This is a genomic window from Odoribacter laneus YIT 12061, from assembly GCF_000243215.1.
GTDB lineage: Bacteria > Bacteroidota > Bacteroidia > Bacteroidales > Marinifilaceae > Culturomica > Culturomica lanea.
Genome location: NZ_JH594596.1, coordinates 1,902,462 through 1,923,557, shown reverse-complemented (window position 1 = coordinate 1,923,557; position 21,096 = coordinate 1,902,462). Strand labels below are relative to the sequence as shown.

The window sequence follows — 21,096 nt, the reverse complement described above, 5'->3', positions numbered from 1 at the left end:
TTGTAGAAGGGATTGTGAAAACATAAAGAGGGCGTAGTGCTTTATCTTACCACTTATTTTTAATAATTTGTTCTGTTTTTGTATTTTTTCAAAAAAAATGTATATTTGTGCAACCGATTGCATAGACGAATGGAATTAAAACGGAAGAAAGTATCGATTTATGATATTGCCAGGGTATTGAACATTTCCGGTTCGACGGTATCCCGGGCTTTGCAGGATCATCCGGCGATCAGTACCGAGATGAAGGCATTGGTCAAGAAGACGGCTAAGGAGATGAATTATAAGCCGAATACGATGGCTGTGAATTTGAAGCGGGGAAAATGTAATACGATAGGGGTAATTGTACCGAATATCAACCGGAATTTTTTTGCTTCTGCGATAGAAGGTATAGAGGAGGAAGTAAATAAGATGGGATATGATGTTTTGATTTGCCAATCGCAGGATCAGTACGAGAAGGAGAAGAAAGTGATCGGTTCTTTGTCGCAGGGAAAAGTAGATGGTGTCATTGCTTCTATTGCTGCCGGTACACGGGATTATGCTCATTTTAATAGTTTGGAAGAATATGGAATACCTTTGGTGCTTTTCGATCGGGTAGCGGAAGGGATCAATGCCGGTACGGTTACCGTGGACGATTACCGGGGAGCTTACCGGGTGGTAAAGCATTTGTGTGCACAGGGAAAGAGACGTATTTTTCATTATGCCGGGTTTCAGCATGTTTCTGTTTGGAGAAACCGATATAAAGGGTATGTGGATGCCTTGAAGGAATACGGTATAGAGCCGGAAAAGGAGTGGGTTTTTGTGGGAAATATAACCCGGGAAGAAGGAGAGGCTACAGCTCGTAAGATTCTGAGAATGAAAAATAGGCCGGATGCTTTGTTTTGTACCAGCGATTTTGTTGCTTTGGGAGCTATGTTGGAGTTTTTGAAAAATGGAGTAAGGATACCGGAAGAAATGGCAATATGCGGGTTTGCTAACGAGCCCTTCGATGAACTGTTGCGACCTTCTTTAAGCTCTGTCGATCAGTTTAGTAAAAAGATGGGCCAACAAGCCGCCCGTATGTTACTCGATCGTTTGAACGGGGAATCTTGGGTGAATATCATCCTGGATCCGGAGTTGATTGTACGCGAATCTTCCGGAATGATAACGTCATAATATAAAATGTTCAGAGGTTGACGGTAAATGCAATCGATAATCTTGAAAATTTAAATAGAATCATGGAAATAAATTATGAAGTCCGTTATGCTTCGCATCCCCAGGATGCGAAGGCTTATGATACCGATCGTTTGCGTCGGGAATTTTTGATTGAAAACCTGATGCGACCGGATCGTATTCAGTTGGTATACAGTATGTACGATCGTTTGATTGTAGGGGGAGCTGTTCCTGTGGAGGAAGAATTGGAATTGAAACCGATAGATCCGCTGAAAGCCTCTTATTTTTTGCACAGGAGGGAGTTGGGGATTATTAATGTGGGAGGAACTGGATGGGTAATGGTGGATGGAGAAAGATTTGAGTTGGGGTATAAGGAGGCTTTGTATGTGGGAAAAGGGGACCGAAAGGTCGTTTTTGGGAGTGAAGACAGCACCTGTCCGGCTCGTTTTTATTTTAATTCGGCTCCGGCGCATACGACTTATCCAGACCGTAAGATTACGAAAGCTGAAGCGGTAGTAGTGGAGATGGGAGGTCTGGAAGAAAGTAATCATCGGATAATTAATAAATTAATAGTGAGTCAGGTATTGCCTACCTGCCAGTTGCAGATGGGCATGACGGAATTGAAACCGGGAAGTGTGTGGAATACCATGCCAGCCCATACTCACGATCGTCGTATGGAAGCTTATTTTTATTTTGAAGTTCCGGAAAAACAAGCGGTTTGTCATTTTATGGGAGAACCGAAGGAAACGCGTCACATTTGGATGAAAAATGAAGAAGCTGTCATTTCGCCAGTATGGTCGATTCATTCAGCCTGTGCTACCTCAAATTATACTTTTATTTGGGGGATGGCCGGAGAAAATCTGGATTACGGAGATATGGATATGGCAGCTCCTCAGGATTTAAAATAGAAAATTGCTGTAAAGCAAGGGAAAGAGTTGTAATCAAATCTGTTTAAAATAAAAGAGAATGAAAGGTTTGGAATTGTTCAATCTAAGCGGTAAGGTTGCATTGGTAACTGGTAGTTCGCACGGGCTGGGAATGGCTGTGGCTACGGCTTTGGCTCAGGCTGGGGCTACTTTGGTTATTAACGGAGCGTCTTCTGCCGAAAAATTGGCGGAGGCAGTAAAGGAATATGCCAAGCAGGGGATTCACGCTCATGCTTATCTATTTGATGTAACGAATGAACAACAGGTAACGGAATATGTTTCTAAGATAGAGAGAGAAGTCGGGCCCATTGATATCTTGGTCAATAATGCCGGAATTATCAAACGGATACCGGCTTTGGAAATGTCTTTGACGGATTGGCAGCAAGTGATTTGTACCGACTTGACGGGACCTTTCTTAATGTCTAAAATCGTCGCGAAAGGTATGAAAGAAAGAGGAGGTGGAAAAATTATTAATATGTGCTCTATGATGAGTGAGGTGGGAAGAGATACGGTGAGTGCTTATGCTGCTGCAAAAGGGGGATTGAAAATGTTGACCAGGAATCTGGCTACGGAATGGGCGCGTTATCACATACAGGTGAATGGTATAGGACCGGGGTATTTTGCTACCTCTCAGACGGCACCGATTCGGGTAAACGGGCATCCTTTCCATGAATTTATTCTGAAGCGTACTCCTGCCGGAAGGTGGGGAAATCCGGAGGATTTGGCAGGTACGGCTATTTTTCTGGCTTCTCCGGCTTCGGATTTCGTGACGGGACAGGTTGTGTATGTGGACGGGGGAATTTTGGCTTCTTTGGGAAAGGCTGCCAATGAAGATTAAGTAAAATGCGTAAATCGTTAAGTTATGAATAAATGTATCGTAGGAGCTTTGTTGTTTTGTTTGGCAATAGGCTGTGGGGAGAAATTGGAGGTTCGGGTGACCGTACGGAATCCTCTCTCTTGGGACCGGCAAAAGGAAACAGTTGAAATCGGGTGGGCGGAGTTGCAAAAAAAATTGAAAGGGGTGACGGATTCGACTATTCTCGTTTTGAATGCTGCGGGAGAGGAAATCCCTTCGCAGGTTCTTTTCAAGGGAGAAAAACAGCCTCAGTCTCTGATTTTTCAAACCGATGTTCCCTCAGATGCGGAAGCCGTTTACCGGCTTGTTTTGGGACATCCGCAAGCCTATAGGCCGGAAGCTTACGGACGTTTTGTACCGGAGCGTATGGACGATTATGCCTGGGAGAATAATTTAGTGGGACATCGCATGTACGGACCTGCTTTGGAAGCGACAGGAGAGATCAGTAATGGTATTGACGTATGGGTGAAAAAGACCGGTGAATTGTTAATTGACGAATGGTACAGGACCGGTGATTACCACAAGGATCGTGGAAAGGGGATGGATTGTTATAAAGTCGGTCGTACATTGGGAGCAGGAGCCTTGGCTCCCTATCGGGACGGGAAAATTGTGCTGGGAAATAATTATATCCATCAGCAGACGTTAGATAATGGGCCGATTCGGATTAGTTTCCGCTTGGACTATGCTCCTTTTCAGGTAGGAAAGGAAGAGATAACGGAAACCCGTACGATCGCTTTGGATGCCAATAGTCGGTTTAACCGGATAGAAGAGCGGTATACCGGGATAAAAGATAGCCTGGAGGTTGTTGCCGGAATTGTTGTCCGTCCCGAGCCCGGACAGATATGGAAGGAAGCGGAGAAAGGACTGATGGGGTATTGGGAACCTCAGAACAATGATAACGGAGATAATAACGGTCACTTGGCTGTCGGAGTTATTTTTTTGCAGCCGGCAAAGGAAATTGTGGAGAGGGGAGGACATTTACTCGGACGGGTAGATTATCCGGTCGGGGAATCTTTTGTATATTACATGGGATCCGGTTGGAGTAAGGGAGGAGTGGAATCTCCTGAAAGCTGGCTTAAAATGCTGGAACAAGAGAGAGAAAAAAGGCTTCATCCTTTACAGGTAAGTATGGAATAGGAGTAGAAAACAGACGACTAAAGCAATTGTTTTAATACAGAAGAAAAGAGATAAAAATGAATAATAAAGTAATTACTTTTGGTGAGATCATGTTACGGCTGGCTACTCCCGGGTATTTGCGGTTTACGCAAACGGAAGAATATACGGCTACGTTTGGCGGGGGAGAAGCCAATGTTGCGGTATCGTTGGCCAACTATGGGATACCGGTGGAGTTTGTAACCCGTTTACCGGAGAACGATATTGCGAAAGCTTGCGTCATGGATTTACGGAAGTTCGGCGTCGGAACCACTCATATTTTGTTCGGCGGAGAACGGATGGGGATTTATTTTCTGGAAACAGGAGCAGTAGCCCGGGGAAGTAAAGTGATATACGACAGGGCGCATTCTGCAATATCTGAGATCGGCCGGGGGATGGTGGATTGGGAAAAGGTGTTTGACGGGGCGAGTTGGTTTCATTGGACCGGTATTACTCCGGCTTTGTCGCAGGGAGCGGCAGAGGCTTGCCTGGAAGCGATACAAATGGCCCGGAAGATGGGGTTGACGGTTTCCTGCGATTTGAATTACCGCAAGAATTTATGGAAATACGGAAAAAAAGCTGCTGAAGTTATGCCTGCTTTAGTGGACGGTTGCGATGTGATTTTGGGGAATGAAGAGGATGCCGAGAAAGTATTCGGCATAAAGCCGGAAGGATTTGACGCTACGGCTACGGCAGGCGAAGTCAATGCTGCTGAATTTGAGTCGGTATGTAAACAATTGAAAGCACGTTTTCCCCGAGCCCAAAAGATCGTTATTACCCTGAGGGGATCGGTAAACGCCAATCATAATACTTGGGGAGGGGTGCTTTACGATGGTGAAAAACTCTATGTTTCCAGTCGGTATGATATTACGCATATTGTAGACCGGGTCGGAGGGGGAGATGCCTTTATGGGAGGCTTGATATACGGTTTGCTGACTTATACCGGAGAAGATCAGCGGGCATTGGAGTATGCTGTGGCAGCTTCTTGTTTGAAACATACGATTTACGGAGATTTTAACCGGGTGACGGTGGAAGAAGTAGAGAAATTGATGCAGGGAGATACTTCCGGGAGAGTAGCCCGGTAAACAATAAGGCAAATGGCAAGATTTACGAGAATAGAAGTGGCTTTAAAAATGTCGGAATGTGGAATTATTCCGGTATTTTATCATGCAGATATTCAGGTCTGTAAGGAAGTAATACGGGTCGCTTATGCAGCAGGAGCCCGGGTTTTTGAATTTACCAACCGGGGGGATTTTGCCCACGAGTTGTTCGGGGAGTTGAATAAATGGGCAACACAGGAATTGCCGGAAATGATTTTGGGTGTAGGCTCGGTTGTGGATGCGGCAACGGCGGCTTTATATCTGCAGTTGGGAACTAATTTTGTCGTATCTCCCTTGTTAAATGAAGAGATAGCGAAGGTGTGTAACCGTCGGAAAGTGTTGTGGAGTCCCGGGTGCGGTTCGTTGAGTGAGATCGGTAGGGCGGAAGAACTGGGTGCCGAAATTGTGAAAATATTTCCGGGGGCGGCTGTCGGGGGACCTGCTTTTGTCAAGGCTATTAAGGGACCTTGTCCCTGGACCAGTATTATGCCGACGGGTGGGGTCGAACCGACGGAGGAAAATCTGGAAGCCTGGTTTAAAGCCGGTGTGACTTGCGTCGGGATGGGCTCAAACTTGTTTCCGAAATCTAACATTCAGTCCGGTAATTGGGAGGAATTAACCGTTTTTGTCCAGAATTGTTATGCTATTTTGCGGAAGGTGAGAACTCAGCTAAAAAAATAACAATGAAACTCAGGTGTGTTAGTTGTATCGGAATTGTTGTCTGTGCAATCGTATTCGCTGCTTGCACTTCCGGCGGAGCAAAAGTCCGGGTGTTGAAACTGGCCCATGGTTTGGATCAGACCCATTCTCTGCATAAAGGAATGGTGTATATGGCCGATCGGTTGCTGGAAATTTCCGGAGGAAAGATGCGGGTGGATATCTATCCCGGTGCGCAATTGGGTTCTGAAACCCAGAATATTGAGCTGGTACAGATTGGAAGTCTGGCGATGGCCAAAGTTTCTACAGCTTCTTTGGAAGGATTTGTAGAAGAGTATAAAGTATTCGGTATCCCTTATATTTTCAGATCCAAAGCTCATCTTTTCCGGGTACTGGAAGGGGAGGTCGGAAAGGAATTGCAGACCAGTACCGAGAAATATCTTTTCCGGGGATTGGGTTATTTTGATGCGGGGGCCCGGAGTTTTTATACGATGAAAAAACCGGTTTTGCAGCCGGAAGATTTGAGAGGGATGAAAATCCGGGTCATGAAGAGTCCGGTTGCTGTGGCCATGATGCAAGCTTTTGGCGGATCGGCTACTCCTATTTCCTGGCCGGAATTGTATACGGCTTTACAGAGTGGAGTGGTGGACGGTGCTGAAAATAATCTGCCTTCTTTTGTGACTTCTCATCATCACGAGATATCTAAATATTTTACTGTTAACGAGCATACGATGTTACCGGACGTTTTGATTATCAGTAAAGTGGTGTGGGATAAATTGAGTCGGCAGGAACAGCAGTGGTTGAGGCAGGCCGTGGGAGAAGCCGTGGTTTATCAACGGGAGTTGTGGGCCCGGCAGGAGAAGGAAGCCTTGGAGACGGCCCGTAAAAATGGGGTAGAAATCTATTTCCCGGATAAAAAACCTTTTGTAGAAAAAGTAGCTTCTATGCGGGAAATGTTCCGGGACAATGAACGGGTTTACCGGATGATTCAACGGATCGATGCGATCTCGGATACAGTTGTGTTACAAACAGAAAATAAGAAATAATGCTTCGGAAGACAATTGATAAAATATTGGGAAATCTGTTGGTTTTTCTGATGGCTGTATTGGTGTTGGATGTACTGTGGCAGGTTTTCAGCCGTTATGTATTGATTAATCCCAGTTCTTATACGGACGAATGTGCCGGTTATTTACTGATCTGGGTGGGATTGTTAGGGGCGGCTTATGTCAGCGGACAGAAAGAACACCTGGCTATCGATATCCTTTTGCATAAATCGGGGGCAAAGACCCGCAGGGTATTGGAAATGCTGATTTCTGTATTTACGCTTTTGTTTGCTTTGACTGTAATGGTCGTCGGAGGAGCCTGGTTGATGTATACCCGGTTTATATTGGAAGTTACCTCTGCTTCATTAGAGTTAAATATGGGGTATGTCTATGCGGTTTTGCCTTTGAGCGGAGGGTTGATCCTGTATTATGAAATAGATAATTTAGTGAAATATAGCAGGGGCCGTTAAGAGGGGTGTGTCCTTTTGGTTTTGGAAATTATGGATATTACAGGTATTTTAGTATTAGTAATAAGTTTTTTCTTATTATTGGGAATAGGAGTTCCGGTAGCTTATAGTATTGGAATCTCGGGGATATTGACCATGCTGGTGAGTATCGATTCCTTGCCGGCTTTTACGACTTATGCCATGACGATGGCTTCCGGCCTGGATAGTTTTACGTTGTTGGCAATCCCGTTTTTTGTATTGGCGGGGAATATTATGAATAGCGGAGGGATTGCTTTGAGGCTGGTAAATTTTGCGAAAGTTTTGGTGGGGCCTTTGCCGGGGGGACTGGCTTTTGTAACGGTAATGGCTAATATGTTGTTCGGGGCTATTTCCGGTTCGGCAGCCGCTTCAGCTTCAGCTATCGGGAGTATTATGGGGAAAGAAATGAAGAAGGCCGGTTACGATGAAAATTTCAGTGCTGCGGTTAATATTTCTTCTGCTACCACGGGATTGTCCATTCCTCCCAGTAATGTGTTGATCGTTTATTCTTTGGCGAGTGGGGGAGCTTCTATTTCGGCTTTGTTTTTGGCCGGATATCTTCCCGGAATATTGACAGGCATTGCCATTATGTTGGTGGCTGGCTGGGTGGCTTATCGGAAAAAGTATCCCGTAGGTCAGAAAGTACCTTTCCGGCAAGCCTTAAAAGTCTTCGCAGAAGCTATTCCAAGCTTATTTATGCTGGTCATTGTAATCGGTGGGATTATTGCCGGTATATTCACGGCTACGGAAGCATCGGCTATAGCTGTATTGTACGCTTTAATCTTATCGTTTATCTATAGGCAAATAAAATGGAAAGATTTGCCGGAAATACTGCTGTTGTCGGTAAAGACGACGGCTATTGTATTATTGTTGGTGGCGACTTGTACCGGCTTGTCGTGGATTATGTCGTATGAAAATATTCCCCAGACAGTGAGTCACGGGTTGTTGGAATTAAGTCATAACCCGATAATTATCCTGTTGATTATCAATTTACTTTTGTTAGTAGTGGGGATGTTTATGGATATGACACCTGCTATTTTGATATTTACACCGATATTTTTACCGATTGTCACTCAGTTTGGAATGGATCCGATTCATTTCGGGGTGATGATGGTGGTTAACTTGAGCGTTGGATTGTGTACCCCTCCGGTCGGTTCGGTATTGTTTATCGGATGTAGTGTGGCAAAAGTCCGGATTGAAAATGTATTGAAGCCACTGGTACCGATATTTGTGGCTATGTTTATTGTTTTAATGTTGGTTACTTATATTCCTCAGATTAGCTTATGGATACCTCATGTATTTGGTTTCTAGGGGAATCGGTTTATAAAAAAAGAAGATGATGTTTGATGTAAAAGACCGGATTGCTGTTATAACGGGTGGTTATGGGGTGCTGGGGTCCTCTATGGCCCGTTGTCTGGCCCGTCAGGGAGCCAAGATTGTTATTTTGGGAAGGCAGGCAGAAAAAGGAGAAAAATTAGTGGAAGAATTGAAGGCTTTGGGGACGGAGGCTTATTTTGGGAAAGCGGATGTTTTAAACAAGGCTGAAGTAGAACGGGTTTGTGCGGCAGTTGTGCAGTTATGGGGGCGGGTGGATATTCTGATTAATGCAGCGGGAGGTAATAAGACAGGGGCGACGATTGCTCCCGGGCAGACGATCTTGGATATGGATATAGATGCTTATCAGCAAGTATTCGACCTCAACTTAAAGGGAACTGTTATTCCGACATTGGTTTTTGGAGCTCAGATGGCCCGGCAGAAGAAAGGATCTATTATCAATATTTCTTCCATGACCGCGCAATCGGTTGTCACCCGGGTGGTCGGTTATTCGTCGGCCAAAGCCGGTATCGATAATTTTACCAAATGGGTGGCTGTAGAGTTTGCCCGGAAATTCGGAGAAGGTATCCGGGTCAATGCAATTGCTCCCGGTTTTTTTATTACAGAACAAAACAGGACTTTGATGACTCAACCGGATGGTTCTTATTCAGAAAGGGCAAAAGACGTCATCCGGGCTACTCCTTTCGGGCGGTTGGGAAAAGCGGAAGAACTGAACGGAGCGGTTGTCTTTTTGGCAAGCGATGATTCCTCTTTTATGACGGGAACTATATTACCGGTAGATGGGGGATTCAGTATATTCAGCGGAGTCTGAGAGAGTAAGATTTTTTAAAATTATTAAATGGAAAATGAATACTTATCGATTTGAGCAGAGTTTTCGGTGGTATGGACCGAATGATATAGTCAGTTTGGCAGATATACGTCAGGCAGGAGCAACGGGTGTTGTGAGTGCCCTTCATCATATTGTTCCGGGAGAAGCGTGGCCGGTAGAGGAAATCCGGAAACGGAAAGAAATGATAGCGACAGCCGGTTTACATTGGACTGTCGTAGAGAGTTTACCGGTCAGCGAGGAGATCAAAACACGGGCATCCGGTTATGAAAAGCATATCGAAAATTACAAACAAAGTATCCGTAACCTGGCAGAATGTGGGATAAAAGTAGTGACTTATAATTTTATGCCTGTTTTGGATTGGACCCGTACCTCTGTCGTATATGAAACAGAGGATGGTTCCCGGGCGCTCCGGTTTGAAAGGGCTGCTTTTGTGGCTTTTGACCTGTATATGTTGAAGCGGGAGAATGCAGAACGGGATTATACGCCGGAAGAGGTAGAACGGGCGAAAATCCGGTATGCTCAAATGACGGAAAAGGAAAAACAGGTGTTGATGGAGAGTATATTGATGGGATTGCCGGGAGCGGATGAAAGTTTTACGGAGGAAGCTATCCGCGAAGGATTGGCTTTGTATAAAAATATAGGGGAAGAACAATTGCGGCAGAATCTGATCGGATTTTTAGAGGAGGTAGCTCCTGTAGCTGACGAAGTAGGGATACGTTTAGCCATTCATCCCGATGATCCTCCTTATAAGTTATTGGGATTGCCCCGGATTTTAAGTACCCGGGCTGATTTTGAACGTTTGGTAGAGGCCGTGCCCAATCGGTCGAATGGTTTGTGCTTTTGCACCGGTTCTTTCAGTGTGCGGGCAGACAATGATTTGCCGGTTATGGCAAAAGAGTTGGGAGATCGGATTTATTTTGTACACTTAAGGAGTACGCAGCGCGATGAGTGGGGAAATTTTTACGAGGCTTATCATTTGGAAGGTAGTATTGATATGTATGCTATTGTCCGGAACTTGGTTGAGGTGATGAACCGGCGGAAAGAAGGTTTGCCTATGCGTCCCGACCACGGACATCAGATGCTGGATGATTTAAAGAAAAAGACTTATCCGGGGTATTCTGCCATCGGTCGCCTGAGAGGTTTAGCGGAAATAAGAGGCTTGGAATGGGGCATAGCCCGTACACTTGGATATCTGTAATAAGGAGATTATGTTTATAGACGAGCATTTTTTACTTGAAAATGAGTTTGCGGAAGAGCTTTTTCAAAAGCATGCAACTGCTTTACCGATTATTGATTACCATAATCATTTGAATCCGCAGTATATTGCGGAGGACCGTCAATTTTCTTCCATAACGGAATTATGGCTGGGTAGCGACCATTACAAATGGCGTTTGATGCGGGCCAATGGAATAGAGGAAGAGTATGTTACAGGCAAGGGGGAGGATTTGGCAAAATTTATGAAATGGGCAGAGACATTGCCTTATGCGATGCGGAATCCTCTGTACCATTGGAGTCAGTTGGAGTTAAAGCGTTATTTCGGAATAGAGGAGTTACTGACAAAAGAGAACGGGGAAGCGATTTACCGTCGCTGTAATGCATTGTTGAAGGAAAAGGAATTTTCGGTAAGGCATTTGTTACAGCGGATGAATGTCGAAATAGTGTGTACAACGGATGATCCTGCCGACAATCTGGAATTTCACCGTCAGATAGCAACTACTCCTTTCGGGGTAAAAGTGTTACCGGCTTGGCGTCCGGATAAACTTATGGCAGTAGAGGACGGTCTTGTTTACCGACAATATTTGGAAAAGTTGGGAGCAGCAGCGGATATGGAAATCCGGCATTGGCCGGACTTGCTGGAAGCTGTTGACCGGCGGCAGCGCTATTTTCACCAACTGGGATGCCGGCTTTCAGATCACGGTTTATACGCTTTTCCCGGAGCTGATTTCAGCGAAAGCGCTTTGGAATGTTTATTCGATAAGCTTTTGAAAAATCAGCATTTGACTACAGAAGAAATAGAGATATTTCAGACGGGGATGTTGTACCATTTGGCTGTACAGAATTACCGTATGGGATGGGCACAACAATTTCACATAGGAGCTATCCGGAATAACAACATCCGTTTGTATCAATTGTTGGGGGCTGATATCGGATGCGATTCGATAACTGATCGGCCTATGGCAGAGGCTTTGTCTAAGTTTTTCGGCCGGCTGGATGCAGCAGGAAAACTTACCCGTACGATTCTTTATCATTTGAATCCGAAGGATGCCGAAGTCATGATGTCAATGGCTTATAATTTTAACGACGGATCGGAGATTGGAAAAATGCAGTACGGTGCTGCTTGGTGGTTTCTCGATCAGCTGGACGGGATAATCCGGCAATTGAATGTACTTTCTAACGGAGGATTGCTGAGTCGTTTTGTCGGTATGCTCACAGATTCCCGTAGTTTTTTGTCTTTTCCCCGGCATGAATATTTCCGGCGTATTTTGTGTAATATGTTGGGAAACGATATCCAAAAGGGATTATTGCCCCGGGAGGCTTTTGATTTTATCGGGCAGATGACGGAAAATATCTGTTATTGGAATGCAAAAGGATATTTTTTTAATTCCTGAGAAGCGAAAGGAGAAGACGGGAAGAAATATAAACAGTAATAAAATGCAGAATTATGTGGAAAAAGGTATTGTTATTTTGGTTAGGGATTGTAGTGACTGTCGGTGTACAGGCGGAAGGACGGACAATAAAGGCCTTTAATGACAACTGGCAATTTAAAAGAGGTCCCTTTCCGGAAGATCCTGTAAAATGGCAGGCTGTTTGGGAAAAGGGTTGGAAAGAAGTGCAGTTGCCGCATACGTGGAATGCCCGGGATATGCAGGAGCAACATAATAATTTTTACGCCGGTCCGGCTTATTACCGCAAACGGCTGTCTGTATCCCCCGATTGGAAAGGAAAGAACATATTTCTGCGTTTTGAGGGAATCGGACAAGTGGCGGAGATATATGTAAACGGGGAGTATGCAGGGAATCACTTGGGCGGTTATTCGGCTTGTGCTTTTGATCTGACAGCTTTGTTAAAATCCGGAGAGGAAAATGAAATTCTGGTCCGGGTAGATAATAGTTCCCGTCCCGATGTAATCCCTGTCAATCACAGTCTTTTCGGAGTATATGGCGGAATTTATCGTCCCGTTTGGTTGGTTATAACGGAACCAGTCCATATTGCTGTAACGGATTATGCTTCCCCTGGAGTGTACATTACTCAGAAAAATGTTTCGGCCCGGCAGGCAGAGGTGGGAATAAAAGTGAAAATAGAGAATCGTCTGGGAACCGTTTGCCGGATGGAATTGGAGAATGCCGTATACGATGCTGAAGGAAAGGTATGTAAGCTACAGAGAGAAGAAATAATCGTACTCCCTCAGGGAACACAGGAGTTTAGGCAACAGTTCCGGATAAAGAGACCTCATTTGTGGCAGGGACGTCCGGATCCGTATTTATACAAGGTGGTAACCCGTTTGAAACGGGAGGGACAAATCTGGGACGAAGTGATTCAGCCGCTGGGATTCCGGAAATATGAAATAATCGCCGGGAAAGGATTTTACCTGAATGGAGAAAAATACCCCATGTATGGAGTGACACGTCACCAGGATTGGTGGGGATTGGGAAGTGCTTTAGGGCGCGAACAACACGATGCGGATTTGGCGGCTATCCTGGACATCGGCGCTACGACTATTCGTCTGGCCCATTACCAGCAATCGGATTACTTTTATTCCCGTTGCGATAGTTTGGGGTTGATTGTCTGGGCCGAAATTCCTTTCGTGAATCGGGTAAGTACACAGGAAGGGCCGAATGCGAAAGAACAACTGAGGGAACTGATTCGCCAGAGTTTTAATCATCCCTCTATTTATGTCTGGGGTTTACACAATGAAGTGTATGCTCCTACTGCATACACGGCTGCTTTGACCCGGCAATTGCACGATGTCGCTAAGACGGAAGACCCTGACCGGTATACGGTTTCCGTAAACGGATACGGGCATATGGAACATCCGGTAAATCGAAATGCCGATATACAGGGAATGAACCGTTATTTCGGGTGGTATGAGAAAAATATACAAGCTATTCAGCCGTGGATAGAAGATCTGGAAACCCGTTTCCCGGATTATAAGCTGATGCTTACGGAATACGGGGCAGACGCCAATATCGCTCATCAGACGGAATATATAGAGGAATCGCTGGACTGGACCAAAGCGTTCTATCCCGAGACATTTCAGACAAAAACGCATGAATATCAATGGGGGATTATCGCCCAGCATCCGTATATTATCGCTTCCTATCTGTGGAATATGTTTGATTTTGCTGTGCCGATGTGGAAGAGAGGCGGGGTGGAAGCCCGCAATATGAAAGGTTTAATCACTTTCGACCGTCAGGTAAAGAAGGATGCTTATTACTGGTATAAGGCGAATTGGAGTAAAGAACCTGTCGTTTATATCACCCAGCGTCGCTTAAAAGAAAGGGAAAAACAACAGACGGAAGTGACGGTATATTCCAATGTGGGCCGACCGGATTTATATGTGAACGGTATACGACAATCTCCTGCCCGTCAGGGATATACCGATGTTCATTTTATTTTTGAAAATGTCCGTCTTAACAAAGGAAAAAATGTCCTGGAGGCGATTGTACAGCAGGGGGATAAAACACATACAGATCAGATTGAGTGGAACTATACCCGGGAACGAAAAGCCGGAGAAGCTGTTCCTTTGGATAAGAATACAGAACATTGGGGGTTTTAATTAAATAGAAAAAAATGAGACGTAAATTGGTATTATCCGCTGTTTTTTTTAGCCTGTGTCTTCTGGTGTCCGGGCAGCTTATAGCACAAATCCCGTTGAAATATGGAGCCAGCCGGGAAGGGAAACGAACCGATGCCGCTATGCAGCGTTGGAGAGAGAACCGTTTCGGGCAGTTTATTCATTTCGGACTGTATTCTTTGGCTGGGGGACATTGGAATGGGAAATATGTGGAAGGGGCTGCAGAGTGGATAAAGGGCAATGCCCGTATTTCCGACGAGGATTACGAAGCGCTGACACGGCAGTTTGTTTTGCCTGAATTTGACGCCCGGGAATGGGCCCGGATTGCAAAAGAGATGGGAGTGAAATATTCGGTCATCACTACCAAACATCACGAAGGGTTTTGTTTGTGGCCCAGTGAATATACGGATTATGATGTAAGTCGTACCCCTTTCGGTCGTGATTTATTGAAGGAGTATGTGGATGCTTATACCCAGGAGGGAATAGATGTATATTTCTATTATTCCATTATCGATTGGAATCATCCCGATTGGCGTTCCCGCGTAGAAACTGTAGAAGATAGTCTTGCTTTTTTCCGTTACTGTGATTTTATGAATAAACAGATTACGGAATTGATGACCCGCTATCCGGAGGTAAAAGGATTTTGGTTTGATGGAACCTGGGATAAATCGGTAGTGAAATTCGGGAAGATAACCTGGGATATCGAGCAGTTGATGCATCGTCTGAATCCCGGTATTATTTGTGGGAGCCGCCTGAGAGTAGATGAAAAAGGAGCCCGGCATTTTGATACGAACGGGAAATTGATGGGAGACTACGAACAGGGCTGGGAACGGAGTTTACCGGAAAAAGCGCCGCAAAACGATTGGGAATGTGTCATGACAATACCCGAAAATCAGTGGGGCTATCAGGCTGATTGGCGGGGACATATTAAAAGTGCTACAGAAATTATAGAGATGCTGGCAGCGGCAACTTCTATGAACGGAAATTTTGTGTTGAATTTCGGACCCAAAGGGGACGGAAGTCTTCGGGAGGAAGAAAAGCAAATGGCCCGTAAGGTGGGGAAATGGATGCAGCTTAACGGAGAAGCGATTTATGGATGTGTACAGGCTCCTTTAAAACCGCAGAAATGGGGGTATTATACTCGGCATCGGGATAACGGTTTTGTATATATGGTCGTGTGCTATCAACCGGTGTCCGGAATGTTGAAAGTAGTATTACCTACGGGGTCTGTCATCGAAAATTGTGTAGTGCTGGGAAAGGAAGGGATGGAATTAAAACCGGAGAAAAGTACGAAAAATGAGTTTGTGATTCCGGCCCCGGAAGTAAAGGACGGTTTCCCGTATGTGATCCGTTTGAAATTAAAAGAGGGGGATTCTGTCGGAAATTATGTGGCCCCGAAAGTGTAGTTAAAAATGGTAATATAAGTTATGAAAAAAGGAATCAGTATTGTTTGTCTGTTTGTCGGAATCAGCTTGTCTCTTCGAGGAGAGGGTTATTCTGCTGGCTGGACTCCGGAGGAGGTAACCCGGGTAATGAAACAAGTGGCAGATTGGCAGATCGGACATTTTGAAGAAGTAAAACACCGGCGTACAGATTGGACGAATGCAGCTCTGTATCTGGGAATGTTTCAGTGGGCATCGTTGGCTGAGGAGAAGGGCGACACCACTTATTTTAAATGGCTGAGAAAGATCGGGAATCGTAATTATTGGCAGCCGGGAGGGAGAATGTATCATGCCGACGATATTGCCGTAAGTCAGTTATACCTGGATATGTATAAAAAGTACGGTAAAGAGGGTATGATTCAGCCTACTCTGGCCCGAACCGATTGGGTTATTGCTCATCCTTCCCGGGGATCTTTTGACTTGGATTACCGTCGACCGGAAACCTTGGAGCGTTGGACTTGGTGTGATGCCTTGTTTATGGCGCCGGCAGTGTATGCCCGTTTGTATGCAATGACCGGAGATAAAAAATACATTCGGTTTATGGAACGGGAATTTAAGGCGACTTATGAACAATTGTTTGACGAAGAAGAAGATTTGTTTTACCGGGATCGCCGTTATCTGGGACAACAAGAAGCAAACGGAGCCAAGGTATTTTGGGGACGGGGGAATGGTTGGGTAATGGGAGGCCTTTGTCAATTATTGGAGCAACTGCCTCAAAAAAGTAAGTACAGAAGTTTTTACGAAGATTTGTTTGTCCGGATGGCGGAGCGGATTGCCGCTTTACAACAGGCAGATGGATTTTGGCGGGCCAGTCTGCTGGATCCTGAAAGCTATCCGGCTCCGGAAACTAGTAGTACCGGTTTTTTTGTATATGCTTTGGCTTATGGAATCAATCAGGGTATATTGCCGAGTGAAAAATTTCGTCCTGTAGTGGAAAAAGGCTGGCAAGCTTTGGTATCAGCTGTAGAAGAGGACGGTAAATTGGGATATGTGCAGCCTATTGGGGCAGATCCGAAAAAGGTGAGCCGGGAAATGACAGAAGTGTACGGGGTCGGAGCATTTCTATTGACCGGTTGTGAGGTGTATAAGATGTGTCGTTGATAAGGGAAAAAGAGTATAGATAGGTGTTATATAAAATAATCCGGCGGATCACAAGCTCTATAAAGGCTGTCGAATGATTCGTCGGATTGTTTTAGAGATTATTTTTGTATACTTTCCCGTTTTTCATAATCAATAGCATATTTTTCTCCGGGTCGGTCAGTACTTTTATGTCTTCCAATGCATTCCCGTCTACTACGATCAGATCTGCCAAAGCTCCTTCTTCGATAACGCCCAATGTACCGGGGTAAGGATTGCGGCGACCGGATAAGGCCAGTAATTCCGCATTGTCGTGAGTAATCATTTTCAGGATTTCGTAATTGGAAAACCAGCGGGTCATTTTTTCGATATTCAAATTTTGATTCCGGGCATTGGACGGGCTAAACAATAAGTCGGTACCCCAGGCCAGTTTTACGCCATATTTTTTGGCCAGTGTATATGCATTTTCTGTACCCTGTACCACCAGTTCGTGCTTTGCTTGTTGTTCGGGAGTGGAATAATGGTTGTTTCCCTCCCCTATAAAAGGCTGCATAGACAGCCATACGCCTTTTTCGGCAATGAGCTTCATTGTCGGTTCGTCTATCAGCTGCCCGTGTTCTATGCTCTTCACGCCTGCCTGGATTGCCCGCCGGATTGCCTCGGGTACATAAACGTGTACCATCACATAAGTTCCGGCATCATTGGCGGCCATAACGGCCGCATGCAATTCGTCTTCGAAATACTGTACATCTTCCAGTTGGTCGTATAAAGAAGAAACACCTCCTCCGGCCATTAATTTGATCTGACTGGCTCCCAGACGCAGATTGTTACGGGCAGCTACTGTCACGGCATCTACTCCGTCGGCTATTAATGCCGCTCCGATTTTTTCCGTATGGGTCAGTCCGCAGCAATCGAAAGGTTGCGGGAGGTCATATACCATTCTGAAATCTCCATGTCCTCCTGTTTCCGAGATAATGGCGCCGCTGGGATAAATACGCGGTCCTGTTATCACTCCTTCGTCAATGGCCCGTTTCAGGCCGAATACCGGTCCTCCGGCATCCCGTATCGTTGTAAATCCCCTCAAAAGAGTTTTTCCGGCTTCTTGTCCGGCTCTTAATTGGGTATAAGAAGCATGAGCCGTCAACAAATCGACCATTGTATTGGCTGCTAAATAAGCGTGCCAATGAGCGTCAATCAATCCGGGCATCAGGAATTTTCCATGCCCGTCGATTACTTCCACATCTTCTCCTGCATTTATCGGCTCGGCCGATATTTTCTGGATTTTATTTTCCGCTATCCATATATTTCCAGTGATTGTTTCAGGACTTTTCCCGTCAAAAATAACCACATTCTTTATCAAGATTCCTTTTCCCATTGTCCATAAGGGCAACAAAGCCAATAAAACAAGTATGTATGATTTTTTCATAATTAAAACATTCCGTTTTAAATATCAGGTTGTTGTATCGGTTTCCCCTTTGTTGTTTTTTCCCTTTACTCGTGATTTCGGTAGAAACCTGGATAAAAAGAGGGAGGGCAAAAAAGTGCTTTTGAACAACCTTGTTTTAAAAAATTGTACGTTTTCCGACCGAAAAAGTTCTTTTGTTGTATCCCGTTTCTTGGTTTGTGGAATATTTTACTTCTTTTTATTTCTCTAGGAGTTCGTAAAGGGAAATCGGCTGTTGAGTGGGATTGGAGATATGAATTTCTTCAATTTCCGCCGGGCACTCAAAGGTATAGCAATTTTTATCGGCTGTACCCAGGAAAGGGAACTGATTGTCTTTGGTTTTCCCTTTTATTTCCAGAGCCGCCTGCGGGGGTAAAATTGTCAGTAAGCAGTAGCGCTTATTGACGCCTTTGTGCGGATTTTCGATAACGGCACTTTGTGCAGGCATTAAAATGCAGGCGGTTTGTAATTGCTTGTCCGATAGGAAAGCGACACTGTTTTTTAATTCCGACAATTGAGGGGAAGAAAGGCTGTATTTTTTCAGGTAAATTTCTTTTTGTGCAGGGCCGAAATTTATAAAGCGAACGTATTGAAAGGGAATACTGTCGGGTAAAGCTGCCGTAAATACTGTCCCTTGGGGGGTGACCCGACAGGGTATCCAGTCCGATCCGTTTGCCGAGATTTCCAGGCGTCCCCATTTTGAAACGGAAGCATTCAGATTGGCTTCTAATTGAGCAGAGTGCATGGGATAGGGAAATGCTATACCCAGGTATTGCTGAGGAGCTATTCGAATCACCTCCAGCATAGGGGTCAGAGAAATCCTGTTGCTGTCTTTTTGCAAAGGCAGACTTTTTATTTGTTCAATATTTGTGTAGAGCCGGGGGACAGAGGCCTCCTTGGGTGCCGGTTCAGTTTCTTCTTTCCAGAATAGTTGTTCACTGAGGAGACGAACACTATCTATAAAGGGTTGCATGACGAGAGAACCGGTCTTTATGCCCGGTTGATAGGGATTTTGATTGTAACTTTTGTCGATGCGGAGGCGTTCGTTCTCGTACCCGATCAAAGCACTGTAAGTGTCCCAATACCTGCAAAGCTCTTGTCGGGGAGAGAGTGCAGCCAGTTCTGTGGCAGCCAGTCCCGCTTTTCCCAGGACTTCGAACTGCATTAACCAGGGGGATATTTCCCGTATCAAGTCCGGATTTTCGGGTGTAGTTGAAAGCTGCGTACAAGCTGTGAGAATTTTTTGGTATTCCGTCCGGATTTTGGAAAGGGATTCCGCTGGCATATCTCCTTTTCGGAAAGCTGTCAGAAATTTCCGGATTTCCGGATTTATATTTACTGACTCTTCCCTTCTGTATTTGTGACCATTAGGTCCCAGATCGGAATTATGGGCAGCAAATGTATGTAATGCTTCGGAAGCGTTAGGCATCAATACCTGTATGGCTTTTTCCCAGGCTTTTTCGGAGTCGTATTTTGCCGGGTTCCAGGCATAATCGGCCACTCCGAAAATAGCAATTTTGGAAGCTTCGGCTTTTTCCATGGGATTGGCGACGAACCCGGACATCTTCTCTCCGGCCGAGGCATCTAGTCCATAAGCCGGTCCCATCAAAAGATGATCCCGTACATAATCGTTTACCGGAAAGTTCCACCACACATAAGCCGGACGGCGGATTCGCTGATTAACTTCTTCCAGACCGGAAGCCGTAATGTCAGAAATGACCCGGTCGCCCGTCCACATGACAAGAATGGAAGGGTAGAGATTTTCTCCTAAAATATCCAGATAACTGCCGGGTTTGGGGTTCGACCAACTTTTGTTGTATTCGGTAGGACACATAATCAGAGGTGTTACATCCGGTTTGGCGGCCACAAAACGATCGTGCAGGAAATTCAGCAATTCTGCCTGGCGTACCGGATCGGTACCCTCTCCCGAGATATCATCGAAAAATACGGCGAAAGAACGTACTCCCAGTCGGTACATGTCTTCAAATTTTTTTAAAAGAGCCTGACGGTCTGCGTCGTTCCATTGGATATCCTGACCGGGATGAATCGCCCATATAAAATCCACCTGATTGGCTTTTGCTTCTTCGACAAGCGCACTGATTTGTCGGGCTTCCTTTTCCGGATAAGGAATTCTCCAATTCGGAGAACTGTGATAAGGATCGTCTTTCGGACCGTAAATGTAAGTATTCAGTTTGAAATTACCGTAGAAACGAAGTTGCCGGAGGCGGTCTTCATGGCTCCAGGGTTGTCCGTAAAATCCTTCTACCACACCCCGGTAAAGCACTGTAGGGAAATCGGTAATGTCGGCTTCCGCCAGTCTGTTGCCTTGGCGGAGTTGCCGTAAGGTTTGCAGTGCATAAAAGAGGCCTCTTTGATCAAATCCTGCAATGATAATAGTTTCCGGGCGGACAGATAAATAATACCCTCCTGAGATTTCCGGAATTTGTGCCCGGAATTTTTTGATTTGGGGATCCTTTATTTGTCCGATATAGATTCGGGGAGAACGGCCTTTCTTTTCTTTTTGAAGGGGAAGAATTTCCGAAAGCAATTGTCGCAAATAAGGATCGGTATTTTTTTCCTTTATCCAAAAAGTCCCTTCTAAAGAGAATGTCTTACCGGTGAATATCACTTTTTGGGGGGTAGGAAAAATACTTATGTCGGCACTGTTTCCTACGAAATAACTGAGTAAAAAAAAGCAAAGGAGAAAAAAACGGATATACATACGACTGAATTTAAAAGTTTATCTGTTAACCTGCCAAAGGTAAAAAAATCTGAAATCAAAAAGAATAGCTGGGGGGGAGAAGAC

At 45.1% G+C, this 21,096-nt stretch carries 17 protein-coding genes; 15 read left to right on the top strand and 2 right to left on the bottom strand.

Going from position 1 to position 21,096, the window contains the following annotated elements:
* Window positions 1–129: 129 nt before the first annotated feature.
* The 15 genes from HMPREF9449_RS08030 to HMPREF9449_RS07960 all read left to right on the top strand — a co-directional run bounded on the left by HMPREF9449_RS08030 (window position 130) and on the right by HMPREF9449_RS07960 (window position 16,870).
* Entirely contained in the window at window positions 130–1,152 is a 1,023-nt protein-coding gene (locus HMPREF9449_RS08030; protein ID WP_009136757.1) for a LacI family DNA-binding transcriptional regulator, read from the top strand.
* 62 nt (window positions 1,153–1,214) lie between these two features.
* A complete protein-coding gene (kduI, locus tag HMPREF9449_RS08025; RefSeq protein WP_009136756.1) occupies window positions 1,215–2,057 on the top strand; it encodes a 5-dehydro-4-deoxy-D-glucuronate isomerase in 843 nt (280 codons plus the stop codon).
* A gap of 67 nt (window positions 2,058–2,124) precedes the next feature.
* Entirely contained in the window at window positions 2,125–2,913 is a 789-nt protein-coding gene (locus HMPREF9449_RS08020) for a gluconate 5-dehydrogenase (protein WP_232211434.1), read from the top strand.
* A gap of 24 nt (window positions 2,914–2,937) precedes the next feature.
* Window positions 2,938–4,068 (top strand): DUF4861 family protein, encoded by a 1,131-nt coding sequence (locus HMPREF9449_RS08015; protein WP_009136754.1) that lies wholly within the window; start codon window positions 2,938–2,940, stop codon window positions 4,066–4,068.
* Between the two features lie 56 nt (window positions 4,069–4,124).
* Complete coding sequence (locus HMPREF9449_RS08010) at window positions 4,125–5,168, top strand: sugar kinase (protein WP_009136753.1); 1,044 nt, start codon at window positions 4,125–4,127, stop codon at window positions 5,166–5,168.
* Window positions 5,169–5,180: 12 nt separating this feature from the next.
* The gene (locus HMPREF9449_RS08005; RefSeq protein WP_009136752.1) at window positions 5,181–5,864 is read left to right on the top strand and encodes a bifunctional 4-hydroxy-2-oxoglutarate aldolase/2-dehydro-3-deoxy-phosphogluconate aldolase; all 684 of its coding nucleotides are present in this window, start codon (window positions 5,181–5,183) and stop codon (window positions 5,862–5,864) included.
* A gap of 2 nt (window positions 5,865–5,866) precedes the next feature.
* Window positions 5,867–6,886 (top strand): TRAP transporter substrate-binding protein, encoded by a 1,020-nt coding sequence (locus tag HMPREF9449_RS08000; protein ID WP_009136751.1) that lies wholly within the window; start codon window positions 5,867–5,869, stop codon window positions 6,884–6,886.
* Window positions 6,886–7,353: a TRAP transporter small permease gene (locus HMPREF9449_RS07995; RefSeq protein WP_009136750.1), complete on the top strand. Its 468-nt coding sequence runs from the start codon at window positions 6,886–6,888 to the stop codon at window positions 7,351–7,353. Before HMPREF9449_RS08000 ends, HMPREF9449_RS07995 begins: the two co-directional genes overlap by 1 nt.
* 30 nt (window positions 7,354–7,383) lie before the next feature.
* On the top strand, window positions 7,384–8,679 hold the full coding sequence (locus tag HMPREF9449_RS07990) for a TRAP transporter large permease (protein WP_009136749.1): 1,296 nt from the start codon (window positions 7,384–7,386) through the stop codon (window positions 8,677–8,679).
* A gap of 28 nt (window positions 8,680–8,707) precedes the next feature.
* The gene (locus tag HMPREF9449_RS07985; RefSeq protein WP_009136748.1) at window positions 8,708–9,514 is read left to right on the top strand and encodes an SDR family oxidoreductase; all 807 of its coding nucleotides are present in this window, start codon (window positions 8,708–8,710) and stop codon (window positions 9,512–9,514) included.
* 34 nt (window positions 9,515–9,548) lie between these two features.
* On the top strand, window positions 9,549–10,730 hold the full coding sequence (uxuA, locus tag HMPREF9449_RS07980) for a mannonate dehydratase (protein WP_009136747.1): 1,182 nt from the start codon (window positions 9,549–9,551) through the stop codon (window positions 10,728–10,730).
* A gap of 10 nt (window positions 10,731–10,740) precedes the next feature.
* Window positions 10,741–12,141, top strand: coding sequence for a glucuronate isomerase (gene uxaC, locus HMPREF9449_RS07975; RefSeq protein ID WP_009136746.1), 1,401 nt, complete (start codon window positions 10,741–10,743; stop codon window positions 12,139–12,141).
* Between the two features lie 53 nt (window positions 12,142–12,194).
* Window positions 12,195–14,309 (top strand): glycoside hydrolase family 2 protein, encoded by a 2,115-nt coding sequence (locus HMPREF9449_RS07970; RefSeq protein WP_009136745.1) that lies wholly within the window; start codon window positions 12,195–12,197, stop codon window positions 14,307–14,309.
* A 14-nt stretch (window positions 14,310–14,323) separates the two neighbouring features.
* Window positions 14,324–15,733, top strand: a complete 1,410-nt coding sequence (locus tag HMPREF9449_RS07965) for an alpha-L-fucosidase (protein WP_009136744.1) — start codon at window positions 14,324–14,326, stop codon at window positions 15,731–15,733.
* Between the two features lie 21 nt (window positions 15,734–15,754).
* Window positions 15,755–16,870, top strand: a complete 1,116-nt coding sequence (locus HMPREF9449_RS07960) for a glycoside hydrolase family 88/105 protein (RefSeq protein WP_009136743.1) — start codon at window positions 15,755–15,757, stop codon at window positions 16,868–16,870.
* Window positions 16,871–16,961: 91 nt separating this feature from the next.
* Here HMPREF9449_RS07960 and HMPREF9449_RS07955 read toward each other — a convergent pair whose 3' ends face one another.
* Both HMPREF9449_RS07955 and HMPREF9449_RS07945 read right to left on the bottom strand, forming a co-directional pair.
* Window positions 16,962–18,221, bottom strand: coding sequence for a metal-dependent hydrolase family protein (locus HMPREF9449_RS07955; RefSeq protein ID WP_040611726.1), 1,260 nt, complete (start codon window positions 18,219–18,221; stop codon window positions 16,962–16,964).
* Between the two features lie 268 nt (window positions 18,222–18,489).
* Window positions 18,490–21,012 (bottom strand): beta-N-acetylglucosaminidase domain-containing protein, encoded by a 2,523-nt coding sequence (locus tag HMPREF9449_RS07945; RefSeq protein ID WP_009136741.1) that lies wholly within the window; start codon window positions 21,010–21,012, stop codon window positions 18,490–18,492.
* Window positions 21,013–21,096 lie beyond the last annotated feature (84 nt).

Coding starts and splice junctions, on each gene's coding strand:
- HMPREF9449_RS08000 (WP_009136751.1), top strand. CDS start 5,867: ATGAAACTCAGGTGTGTTAGTTGTATCGGAATTGTTGTCTGTGCAATC.
- HMPREF9449_RS07965 (WP_009136744.1), top strand. CDS start 14,324: ATGAGACGTAAATTGGTATTATCCGCTGTTTTTTTTAGCCTGTGTCTT.
- uxuA (WP_009136747.1), top strand. CDS start 9,549: ATGAATACTTATCGATTTGAGCAGAGTTTTCGGTGGTATGGACCGAAT.
- kduI (WP_009136756.1), top strand. CDS start 1,215: ATGGAAATAAATTATGAAGTCCGTTATGCTTCGCATCCCCAGGATGCG.
- HMPREF9449_RS07970 (WP_009136745.1), top strand. CDS start 12,195: ATGTGGAAAAAGGTATTGTTATTTTGGTTAGGGATTGTAGTGACTGTC.
- HMPREF9449_RS08005 (WP_009136752.1), top strand. CDS start 5,181: ATGGCAAGATTTACGAGAATAGAAGTGGCTTTAAAAATGTCGGAATGT.
- HMPREF9449_RS08015 (WP_009136754.1), top strand. CDS start 2,938: ATGAATAAATGTATCGTAGGAGCTTTGTTGTTTTGTTTGGCAATAGGC.
- HMPREF9449_RS07990 (WP_009136749.1), top strand. CDS start 7,384: ATGGATATTACAGGTATTTTAGTATTAGTAATAAGTTTTTTCTTATTA.
- HMPREF9449_RS08010 (WP_009136753.1), top strand. CDS start 4,125: ATGAATAATAAAGTAATTACTTTTGGTGAGATCATGTTACGGCTGGCT.
- HMPREF9449_RS08030 (WP_009136757.1), top strand. CDS start 130: ATGGAATTAAAACGGAAGAAAGTATCGATTTATGATATTGCCAGGGTA.
- HMPREF9449_RS07995 (WP_009136750.1), top strand. CDS start 6,886: ATGCTTCGGAAGACAATTGATAAAATATTGGGAAATCTGTTGGTTTTT.
- HMPREF9449_RS07985 (WP_009136748.1), top strand. CDS start 8,708: ATGTTTGATGTAAAAGACCGGATTGCTGTTATAACGGGTGGTTATGGG.
- HMPREF9449_RS07960 (WP_009136743.1), top strand. CDS start 15,755: ATGAAAAAAGGAATCAGTATTGTTTGTCTGTTTGTCGGAATCAGCTTG.
- uxaC (WP_009136746.1), top strand. CDS start 10,741: ATGTTTATAGACGAGCATTTTTTACTTGAAAATGAGTTTGCGGAAGAG.
- HMPREF9449_RS07955 (WP_040611726.1), bottom strand. CDS start 18,221: ATGGGAAAAGGAATCTTGATAAAGAATGTGGTTATTTTTGACGGGAAA.
- HMPREF9449_RS07945 (WP_009136741.1), bottom strand. CDS start 21,012: ATGTATATCCGTTTTTTTCTCCTTTGCTTTTTTTTACTCAGTTATTTC.